At 58.4% G+C, this 9549-nt stretch carries 10 protein-coding genes and 1 tRNA gene; 5 read left to right on the top strand and 6 right to left on the bottom strand.

The features are described from left to right. Positions 1–30 precede the first annotated feature (30 nt). The 4 genes from ACMLHG_RS09760 to ACMLHG_RS09745 form a co-directional block, all read right to left on the bottom strand. A complete protein-coding gene (locus ACMLHG_RS09760) occupies positions 31–1008 on the bottom strand; it encodes a LacI family DNA-binding transcriptional regulator (protein ID WP_417170364.1) in 978 nt (325 codons plus the stop codon). A 136-nt stretch (positions 1009–1144) separates the two neighbouring features. Continuing rightward, positions 1145–1227 (bottom strand) — tRNA-Leu (locus tag ACMLHG_RS09755). Positions 1228–1315: 88 nt separating this feature from the next. Beyond that, complete coding sequence (locus ACMLHG_RS09750) at positions 1316–2230, bottom strand: helix-turn-helix transcriptional regulator (protein WP_417170363.1); 915 nt, start codon at positions 2228–2230, stop codon at positions 1316–1318. 179 nt (positions 2231–2409) lie between these two features. Further along, positions 2410–4263: a glycoside hydrolase family 127 protein gene (locus ACMLHG_RS09745; RefSeq protein ID WP_417170362.1), complete on the bottom strand. Its 1854-nt coding sequence runs from the start codon at positions 4261–4263 to the stop codon at positions 2410–2412. Positions 4264–4374: 111 nt separating this feature from the next. Here ACMLHG_RS09745 and ACMLHG_RS09740 point away from each other — a divergent pair, with 111 nt between their 5' ends. The 5 genes from ACMLHG_RS09740 (at position 4375) to ACMLHG_RS09720 (ending at position 7904) form a co-directional block, all read left to right on the top strand. Then, complete coding sequence (locus tag ACMLHG_RS09740; RefSeq protein WP_295811003.1) at positions 4375–5193, top strand: helix-turn-helix transcriptional regulator; 819 nt, start codon at positions 4375–4377, stop codon at positions 5191–5193. A gap of 141 nt (positions 5194–5334) precedes the next feature. Further along, positions 5335–5706, top strand: coding sequence for an aspartate 1-decarboxylase (gene panD, locus ACMLHG_RS09735; protein ID WP_294435976.1), 372 nt, complete (start codon positions 5335–5337; stop codon positions 5704–5706). A 21-nt stretch (positions 5707–5727) separates the two neighbouring features. Beyond that, entirely contained in the window at positions 5728–5877 is a 150-nt protein-coding gene (locus ACMLHG_RS09730) for a hypothetical protein (RefSeq protein ID WP_294435975.1), read from the top strand. Positions 5878–5907: 30 nt separating this feature from the next. After that, the gene (locus tag ACMLHG_RS09725; RefSeq protein ID WP_294435974.1) at positions 5908–6144 is read left to right on the top strand and encodes a Flp family type IVb pilin; all 237 of its coding nucleotides are present in this window, start codon (positions 5908–5910) and stop codon (positions 6142–6144) included. Between the two features lie 5 nt (positions 6145–6149). Then, positions 6150–7904, top strand: a complete 1755-nt coding sequence (locus tag ACMLHG_RS09720) for a hypothetical protein (protein WP_417170361.1) — start codon at positions 6150–6152, stop codon at positions 7902–7904. Between the two features lie 84 nt (positions 7905–7988). Here the strand turns inward: ACMLHG_RS09720 and ACMLHG_RS09715 are convergent, their stop codons facing one another. Next, complete coding sequence (locus tag ACMLHG_RS09715) at positions 7989–9245, bottom strand: glycosyltransferase (RefSeq protein ID WP_295810995.1); 1257 nt, start codon at positions 9243–9245, stop codon at positions 7989–7991. 7 nt (positions 9246–9252) lie between these two features. Further along, positions 9253–9549: hypothetical protein (locus tag ACMLHG_RS09710; RefSeq protein WP_417170360.1), on the bottom strand; the 297-nt coding region annotated here is incomplete at its 5' end.

Below are 9549 nucleotides of genomic sequence, written 5' to 3'. Positions count from 1 at the left end.
AAGGAGGGGAGATTGATGAAATAAAATGAATCAATCTGAAAAAGATGAATCGCGGATATCCCGGACTGATGTGCCGTAACGAAACAGGTAATTGACCGATATGTCGCAGAGAGTCGAGCATCCGTCAAGCTGGCGCAACAGCAACAGAGTGGCCTGCATGGCGATTTCGGCGAAATCTTCCATGATGCAGCAGGGCGGCGGATCGAGAAAGTCCGCATCTTCCGGGAAGGAATATGCGATTACCGACAACTCATCGGGCACGCGTCTGGCGAGGAGCTTCAGCGCGTGCATTACCGGCGGAACGCTCAGAGGGGACTGGATAATCAGAGCAGAAATCCTCTGATCCAGAAGTTGTTTGAGTTGTTGCATCATCGGACTGAACTCATAGCCGGCAATCGTCTGAAGCTCTTCGATTCCGTGCCGTGCGCAGAGGCGGCGGAAGGCGGCGTTCTGCCGGGTGCCAATCATGGTCATTCCATCATAGAGCAACCCTTCTCCCGCAATCCGGCCGATCCGGCGGTGGCCGTATTTCACCAGCTGGTTGACGGCGAGTTCAACCCCCTGTTCAATGTGCGAGGAGACGCTGAAAATACCGTCGATATGGTTGGAGAACTGATTGATGATGACCAGCGGAATGTTGCTGTTCTTGCCCCACCAGCTCTCGATGCCCGGATTGTAGGTGATCGCAATGATGCCGCAGAGAGGAATGGCATTGAGCAGCTCAAGGTCGCAGAGCGTAATCACAATTGGTCGAAACTGATTGTTCTGAAGCTCCTTCAACAGGGCGGAACAGAGGCGGCCTGCATAGCCGACCATGAAATGCGAACTGATCAGAATCGCCACGGCCCGGCTGTTTTCTCGATAGTGTTCCCGGCGGGCGATTCCGAGAATCTTCTGCCGCAGAGGGGTACTTACGGTGACGGAGCCGGAAAGTGCGCGGGAGACGGTGGCTTTGGAGCAGCCGGCAAGTTGCGCAATCTTTTCGATGGATATGCCTTTTTTCTCCATGGATCGCCTCTTTTGCTTTTCCGGTCACGCCACATACGCGGGGTCCGCCTCCGGGGGATGCGCGGAACAGGGATGCCACTTCCTCCGGTGTGCCCGCTCATGCCGCACCGGTTTTCCGGAGCGGGACGGAAGGTAGTGCCAGGGACGGGATTCGAACCCGCATGGTTTTTTGACCGATTGATTTTAAGTCAATTGCGTCTGCCGTTCCGCCACCCTGGCATGAAACCTGCCGACTCCGTCGGAACCGGCAGGTTTTCTCATAAGATAATCGACATTGCCGGTGTTGTCCAGTCGGATTGCGGAAAATTCAGCGACTTTCCGGCGGATTCAGCCGGCGGCGGCGGAAATCCCGTGGCGATTCCCCCTGAAACCGGTGAAACTCCGAGGAGAAATAGAGGGCGTTGGAGTACCCGAGCCGGAAGGCAATCTCCTTGATCGGCTCCTCCGTCGTCAACAGCAGACGCTTGGCCGCCTCCATCTTCCGCTGAATCAGATAATGAATCGGCGAAATCCCGACGTGGCGGCGGAAGAGCCGGTGCAGCGTCGCCGCACTCAGATGAAACCGTTCCGTCAGCTCGTCGATCGTTGCGCTGCCGCCGAGATTCCGATCCAGATAGCGAAGCACCGCCGTCAACGGCTCGGGCATACGCTCCTGCCGGGAATCGAGCGAAAGAAGATGCAGCAGCCGGTACAGCAGAATGGAACTGCGCACGGCAAAATCATCCGGCCGTTCCCGCAGCAGGCGAACCGCTTCGTCAAAGCAAAGGTCCAGCTCCCCCGGATTGCGGATCGGAATCAGATTGACCCGGGCCAGGCCGAGGGTTTCCAGCAGAGGTTCCAGCAGCGGGCCGGTAATGCAGACCGTCCGCTTCATGGCGCTGGAGTCGATTTCGCAGGCCATTTCCACGTCACAGCCGGGCCGGACCAGAAAGACAGTGTCCGGCCCCGCCGGGAACTCCGCGCCATCCTGCACAAACCGAAAGTGACCGACCCGGACGAACTCGACGGCGAAGATTTCCGAATTCTCCCGGAAACGGTAGCACCCCTTCACCCATTCATCCGTTCCGGCGAAATCAATCCGCAGCGGCCAGCTCTCCAGGGGTGGGGTGTGGTCGTAGAGAAAGTGATGCTGCGGATATTTGCCCACATCGATCCCCCCCAGTCGGGTGACGGAGTTGTCGATGATGATTCGGCTCTGCTGTTTGAGAGATGTTGCTGCCATAGTCGAATTCCATCCGGTTTTCTTTTTTAATATAAGTTGAAAACAGGAAATTTCAATTCACGGATCTCGAGGCGCGGCAAGGGTCTGCTCCGTTCCTTTCCCGCCGGGGGAATATGCCTCCATACAAAAAGAGCGCTCCCCCCGGCGTGAGGGGAACGCTCCCGCGGCGGAACCGGCCGTTATTCGCCTCGCATCCAGACCGCCATGTGTGCCGGTCCGCGGTTCTGCCAGGGCGCGGAGGGAACCGCCAGGAATTCCGTCTCCTTCCGCTCCGGTTCTCCCCGGTAGTAGAGGGCGCCGCCGGAGCAGTCGCTCTCCTCGAACGCCCGTCCCCGGATGGCGACGGTCCCGGCCGGAAGTCCCGGCGCCTCTTCGAGCTTGAACTCCTGCCGGGCGGGCAGAATCAAGCGGGGAATGCGGTCGCCGTTGTCCACGCTTTCCAGCGCATAGACCACCGGGCCGCGCATCAGGGCGATCCTGCCGGCGTCGGAGGTGACCCGCCAGTGGGCGCGAACCACCTCAACCGGCATTTCCAGCGCGAGTTCCAGCCGGTCGCCGGAGCTCCATTCGCGCTCCAGCTGAAGGTAGCCCTCTTCCGGCGTTGCGTCGACCAAAGCGCCGTTGAGCCGGAGCTGGAACGCTCTGCACCAGCCGGGAATGCGCAGCGCCAGGCGGAACGAACCGCCGCGCCGGATTGTGATCGGAATCAAACCGTCGTAGGGGTATTGCCCGCCGATTTCCAGCTCTCCTTCGGAGAACCGGTAGAGTCCGGCGGCCGGAATGTCAAGCCGGAACTCGCCCTGACGCGTCGTGAAGGTGAAATTCCCCAGTTGCGGCAGGAAGCGGCAGTAGCTGGTCGGGCAGCAGGAGCAGCCGAACCACGGCTGCCGTTCCGCACAGGTGGTGTTGTGCACAAACGTATTGGCATCGACCTCGTGCAGATTGGCGTAGAAGTACTGGTCGCCGTGGAGGCTGATTCCGCTCAGTGCGCCGTTGTAAAGCGCCTGTTCCATGACGTCGGCGAATTTGCCGCGCCCGGTGTATTCCAGCATCCGCCGGGAGAAGAGGACCAGCGCCATGGTCGCACAGCTTTCCGCATAGGAGGTGTCGTTCGGCAGATTCCAGTCGACGGTGAACTGCTCCTGAATGGGGGTGGACCCGCACCCGCCGGTGATGTACATCCGTTTTTGAGCGATGCTGTCGAACATCCGCTCGCAGACGGCGAACAGCTCCTTGTCCTGCGTGGCGGCGGCGACGTCGGCCATGCCGGAGTAGAGATAGAGGGCGCGGACACTGTGCCCCACCGCATCCTGCTCCTCCCGGACCGGCCGGGCCGCCTGCCGGTTGGCAAGCTGTTCTCGGCTCAGCGAGGAGCCGTTCCGTTTCGCCTCTTCCTCAAAGTAGTTCGGCGACGTGCCGCGGCGGTCGATGAAGAATTTGGCAAGTTCGGCATATTTTTTCTCGCCGGTGGCGTCGGCAAGCTTGCAGAGGGCGAGTTCCAGCTCCTCGTGGCCGGGATATCCCTGCTTCTGACCGGGAGCGGGGCCGAATACCGAGCCGATGTAGTCGGCATAACGGGCGAGGGCGTCGACAAACTTCCGGTTCCCGGTGGCGTGGAAATGGGCAACCGCGGCTTCCATCAGGTGGCCGGCACAGTAAAGTTCATGACTTTCAAACAGATGCTTCCAGCGGTTTTCCGGTTCGACGCAGGTGTAGTAGGTGTTGAGGTAGCCATCCGGCTGCTGAGCGGAGATGACCAGGTCGACGAAACGGTCGAGCTCTTCCGCCAGAGCCTTGTCTTCCGGGTGAAGTTCGACCATGTAGGCCATCCCCTCGAGCACCTTGGCGAAGTCGGAGTCGAAAAAACGGTGCGGCTGATTCGGCATGCCCGGCTTCCAGTCGAGCCGGAAACAGTCGATGCGGCCGGTTTCCCGACACCTCGCCACTGAAGAGGGAATGGTGGCGTTGCGGCAGCTTTCCATGCGCGGCGCAAACACCGGGTCGCGCATGACTGCGGAAAATGAGTGATTCATATCGGACTCCTTTCTTCATTCGACGGATTTTTTTTGTCTGCTTTTATTATAGCGTCGTTTGCTTTTTTCCGGAAGGGGGATAAAGTATCATAAACAGAGGACAATTCCGATATGGCTGCTGTCGATGAGACAATTTGCCGGCTGGTCAGCGCCGGCCGCTTCATCTCCCGGGGGAAGGGGCGTCACATCACCCGGGTGATCGATTCCTACGAGCTGATTCTGGTTGTTTCCGGGGTGCTGGAGATGTTTGAGGAGACGCAGCGCTTCCGGGTGGAGGCGGGGGAATATCTGGTGCTCTCCCCCGGCCGACGCCATGGCGGAATCGGTGCATACGGGGCGGATTTGTCGTTCTTCTGGTGCCATTTCCTGCCCCGGAGCGAAGCGGGAGAGGCGCGGCTTGCCACACTCGCCGGCACGGCTCCGGCGGCCCGGCCGGGGCGGTTTGCGGAATACTTTTCCCTGTTGCTCACCGAAGAGAAAGCGGCGCGAAACCGCCTGGCGGAACATCAACGGTGCATCGATCTGCTCGGAGAACTCCTGCTGGCGGAAGCGGCATTGCCGCCGGAGCACGGTCCGGGCCGCGGGGCAGGGGGGACGATTCCGGAACAGGCCGAGACGCTGATCCGGCTCCATTTCGAAGAGGATATCTCCACCGCAACGCTGGCCCGGGAGCTGGGCTGTCACCCCGATTATCTGGGGCGGCTCTACCGGGAGCGGTTCGGATGCACCGTGATCGATGCGATCAACGATGCACGGATCAACTGCGCTCGAAGACTCCTGGTGAACAGCCATCTTTCGGTGAAGGAGATCGCTTTTGAATCCGGGTTCAACGATCCGGTCTATTTCCGCCGGCAGTTCTTCCGCCGGACCGGGATGACGCCGGGCGAGTATCGGCGTAGCCGTCTGGGCGGACACATCAACACCGAATGAAGGTCGGGCCGCGAAGCTGTAAAGGAGGAAAATTCAGGGGAATTTTCAATAAAATCCTCCGCGCGGATTGGGATAATCCGGAAACGGTAGTATATTAATAGTGCATTTGTAAAAATTCAACAGCGGAGTTTGTTGATCGTTATGCAGAAAATTATGCTGAGCGGCAAGATTCACAACGCCCGTCTGACAGCTTGCATGCTCGATTATGAAGGCAGTCTGGAAATTGATCCGGAACTGCTGGCGGAAGCGGGGATTCTCCCCTACGAAAAGATTCTCGTGGTAAACCGGAACAACGGGAAGCGGCTGGAAACCTACGCCATCCCCGGGGAACCCGGCAGCAAGGTGTTTTGTCTCAACGGGCCGGCGGCTCATTGCGGCAGTGTCGGAGACGTGGTGACCATCATGGCGTTCAGCGTCTGCTCCGAGACGGAGGCTTCGGTGATCTCGCCGACGGTGATCGTGCTCGACGAGAAGAACGAGATCATCATGCGCAAGGGCAGGGCGCGGCATTGACGGAGCAGGAGAGGGGCGGCCATGGCGAACGCGCGCGGACAGGTGCTGGCGGAGTATGTCGCCATGCTGGCGTGCGCGGTGGTGCTGGCGTTTGCGCTTCTCGCGTTGTTTTCCGGCGTATCTGTGTATGGCCGCCGGTTGGTTGAACTGGTGAGTTTCGATATTCCTTAAAACCATTAGAGAGGATCGGGAGGGCAAAAGATGGGAGTCATTCGCAACCGGAAACGGAGAGGCCAGCGCGGTCAGGCTGTGGTGGAATACATCATTCTGGTGGTGGTCATCGCTCTGGGCGCGCTGTTTGTGCTGGCCAATTTCAGTGACCGTCTCCGCGATATGATTACCGGCGTGACCGTCACCCTCGGCGGGGAAGAGGATGCAACGGCGGACCGCAGCAGTCTGGATATCGTTCAGGAGCTGGATAAGACCGGTGTGGATTGATTGATATGCCGGATCGGACAAGGGGAATCCGGAGCGTTTCTGGCCGCACGCTATCCTTCTGGTGGGGGTGCGGTGTCTTTCTTCTGGCGGTTCTGCCGTTCCTGCCCAGCGCGGGGTATCCGTTTCTGGTGGAGTGGGATGACGGCCGGTTTGTGCTGTTCAACGACCGGTTGCTTCCCTCGCTGGAAAATGCGTTGCATCTTGCCACGCACACCTTTCAGACGCTGTACACGCCGCTGCCGATGCTTTCGCTGATGGTGGACCGGTTCTTTTTCGGCACTCTTCCTGCCGGGTATCACTGGCACAATCTTCTGTTGCACGGCGTCTCCGCGCTCCTGCTCTTTCTGGTATTCCGCCACCTTGAGGTGCGCGACTGGATCGCCGCGGCGGGTGCTCTGCTCTGGGCGGTGCTTCCGGCCCGGGTGGAATCGGTGGCCTGGATCGCGGAGCGCAAGGATCTGACCGCCGGAGTGTTCGCCTTCGCCGCCTTCTGGCTGTTTCTCCGGGCCGCGGCGGCGGGGAAAGCCTCCCGGGTGAGTGCGGTTCTGCTGTTTCTGGCCGGCGTCAGCAAACCCTCGACCCTGCCGTTATTCGGCGTGATGGTGTTGTATCTCTACTGCCGCTCCGGTCGTTGGAGCTCCATTCGGCTGGCTTTGCCGCAGATTGTTTTCGCCCTGGCGGCGACCGCGATGGTGACCGGGATTTCCATGGTCGATCTCGCCGGCGAAGCACCGCCGCCGGAGGGCGGAAGCGGGTTGCTCGGAGCGATGGTGCGCTTCTGCCGCTATGTTGCCGCCTCGGTTCTGCCGGCGGGGATGAATCCGCTCCACCCCCGTTTTCACGTTGCGGACAACTGGCTGCCCGGCGTTCTCTCCGCCGCCGGAGTGGCGTTGGTTCTGATGCTCGCCGCCCGGAAAAGCGGCCTCTCCTGGCGGGCGATGCTGCTATTTGCCTGCGCATTCGGTGGAATGTGGCTGCCGTCGGAAGCGAGCGGCAGATTCACCAATGCCGATTTCTGTGAGCGATACGGTTACTTCCCGTCCGCCGTGGTATGGGGATTTCTCGTGGTGCTTGCAGAGCGTCTGCTGTTGCGTCATCCCGATTGGCGGCGGGGACTGGCGGCCGGTGCGGTATGCTGGTTTGTGCTCTGTGCCGGTGTGACGCTTTGGTATCTGCCGGTATTTTCGGATACGGCCAAACTCTTTAGCTATGCCGTCGAAGCGGCACGGGTGCCGAATGCAAAGGCGATGGAGGGGCTGGCGCTGGCCGGCTTCAACCGCAACGATCCGGCGTTGATCGCCCAAGCGGGCAACGCCTTTCTGGAAGCTACGGAAGGAGTTCCGGAGAAGGCTCGTCTGCTCTACGAAAACACCGGCCGCTGTTTCGCCGGGGAGGCGGCCATGCGGCGCGGCGATTTCCCGCTGGCGGCGCAGCTGTTGCTGGAGCCGCTGAATGCGACGGCGGAACCTGCCATGTTTGCTCCGGAACAGTATCTGGGCGGCTGGTACGGCAATGCGGTTTCGCTGTTGCTGGCGGCGAACCGGCAACCGGCAGCCCTGCAGTTGTTGAACCGCCAACTTGACCGGGGAATCGGTTCGGAGGCGGAACTCGCCTTTGCGGCCGGAGTGCGCTGTTATCTGGAAGGGGATCGGGCCGGAGCTCGCAAAGCGTGGCTGCGGGCACGGGAACTGCGCCCCGACGATCCGCGGATTGAATTCAACCTGCGCAGGTTGGGTGAGTTCGGCGCAGGAGACAAATGACCGGAAGCAATCGATCTTGTTGCGGGAGTTTATCCGTAGCGGGAGGAAACAGGAGTAGCGAAAACGCAGCGAGAATATACGAAATCACTCTTTGCTGGAGTTCTTTTCCGTGTTACAAATTGCTGCTTTTTGATATAGTGCGATATGACGTGTTGCCATCCGGGTTGCAGAAAATTCTTCCGCTGCAGTGAGACGGGCATTTTCACTCAAACGTGGCCGATTTTTGAGCAGGTAGTTGAAACCATACAGGAAATCATCGATGTTTTCCGGCTCAGCAAGATATCCGGTCTGCAGATGCCTTACGACTTCAGGAATGGCTCCCTGATTGGTGGAGAGTACCGGTATCCCGGAAAATAAAGCTTCCAGGTTCGTCAATCCAAAGGATTCAATGCGAGTCGGATTGAAGAACATTGTCAGAACTTGATAGAAATATTTCATTTCCTGTTGTGAAAGCATATTGAGGCAGCGGACTCGGCCGGTGGACTGCAATGCGGCCAGTTCCGGAGCAATGCCGGCAACGAGGAAAATAATTTTTCGGTTCTCTTTGATGAGCCTGTCGAGCAGTCTCCTGGCCAAGTCACCTCCTTTTACGCGATTCGAGAAGTCCACGGCGGCGAGGCCGATATAATCGGCGTTTGGATTGAGGTTCAACCGTGTGCAGGCGGCATGGCGATCTCCCGGCGCAAACTCTTCGCAGGAAAGTCCATGTGGAATGACGGTTACCGGATGGTCGCAAAACAAGACACTTTCTCGAATTTCTTTTGCAAGATAGTGGCTTGGAGAAATAATGTGAAGGGGCAAGTCCAGCCAGTGTCGGCGTTTCCTATTCCAGTAAAAGCGGTCTAGATCGATTCCGTGATCCGTATGGTTGCTGCGTGTATAACCATCGCGATAACGGGGAACCGTGCCGGGAATATGGTATTGTTCCGTTCCGTGATAAGGCCAGCCGTCATGAAAGGTCCAGACAACGCGAGCGTGTCGGCAGAGTCTACTGATTTCCGGTACGGACATCATTTCGCCAACAATGCTGTGCAAGTGAATAATATCCGGATGTTGGGCCAGGATTTCCGGCACCAGTCCTCCAGGGAAAAGTTGGAACGTATGTCCACTGTAATTGGTCGATTTTGCAAGGCGGTACGACTGGTGCACGAAACGCTGAAACTGTCGCATGAAAAAAAGCTTTCGCGGAGTGCCGAGCGGGATCACATCTGGCAGATTTTCATGAACGACAGCCATGAATCGGGAGTCTTCGCCCTGTTTTGACAACGCCCGGTGCAGACGCATGGCAGCCGTGGCAGCTCCACCGCGAGCGGCAAAATAACAGATATGACAAATTTTCATGGAGATATCACCAACTTTGCCGAAACAGCATTTTTTTGATTTTGACGATTCGTCTGGGAAGACAGTACACCTTAAATTTCAATAATTTTAATTTTCGCAGAGCTGTTTTTGTTCCGGATTGCACGAAAGGTGCGGCCAGAAAGGGGTAGATCGACTCGAAGCCTTGCCACCACTCGGGCTGTTCTTTCCACAGGTAATTTTTTTTCAATCCGGAATCTACCGTCTGAATCAACTCTCTGTTGAATCGATCGGAGAAAAAGGAGAGCCGGTTCAATATCTCAAAATAAAAATAGCGGTAGATGTG

The sequence above is a fragment of the Victivallis sp. genome (assembly GCF_048170485.1).
Lineage (GTDB): Bacteria > Verrucomicrobiota > Lentisphaeria > Victivallales > Victivallaceae > Victivallis.
Note: the sequence above shows the minus strand (reverse complement) of the source record. Positions and strands in the feature narration are given on the sequence as shown.